The organism is Shewanella sp. GXUN23E, assembly GCF_050865035.1.
GTDB lineage: Bacteria > Pseudomonadota > Gammaproteobacteria > Enterobacterales > Shewanellaceae > Shewanella.
Window position 1 is genome coordinate 1 of the sequence record NZ_JBOZWP010000058.1, and the last position, 618, is coordinate 618.

At 47.7% G+C, this 618-nt stretch carries 1 pseudogene; it reads left to right on the forward strand.

The window, feature by feature from the left end:
• Nucleotides 1-290: 290 nt before the first annotated feature.
• Nucleotides 291-618: pseudogene (locus tag ACRRUX_RS20595) on the forward strand (transposase); the annotation flags it as partial.

Consider the following 618-nt stretch of genomic DNA (forward strand, 5'->3'; position numbering starts at 1 on the left):
CAAGTTATCCACACAACCTATATTCCTTGTGCCACACAACTGGCCCTCAACCAGTCCCCATGATTCCAATTAAAATACAGATTCCCCAAGATCCGACACGATAGTCACTAGGGAAAAGCCACTACTCACACGCTACCCATCAACTTGTGTCTTCCACTAAAGCTAACTTCAACTCATAACAATCCATCCTGAACCTCGATCGACACCCAACTATATACGACTTGTAGTGGTCTAATGAATCCGGACACCATTTTAGGTGGTAAAGTTGCCACCTGATTAAGAGGTGTTTCATGACCAGAAAAAGACGTTCCTTTACTCCAGAGTTCAAACTTGAAGCGGCCAGTCTGGTACTGGACCAAGGTTATTCCATCCCAGAGGCCAGTCGCTCACTGGATGTCGGTGAGACTGCACTCAGACGATGGGTCAATCAGTTGGAAGCCGAACGTGGCGGTGCAACGCCACTGAGTAAAGCATTGACGCCTGAGCAGCAAAAGATTCAGGAACTTGAAGCCAGGATTAATCGGCTTGAGAGAGAGAAAGCCATCTTAAAAAAGGCAACCGCTCTCTTGATGCAGGACGAACTCGCACGTACGCGCTGATAGACCAATTGAGAGGGCA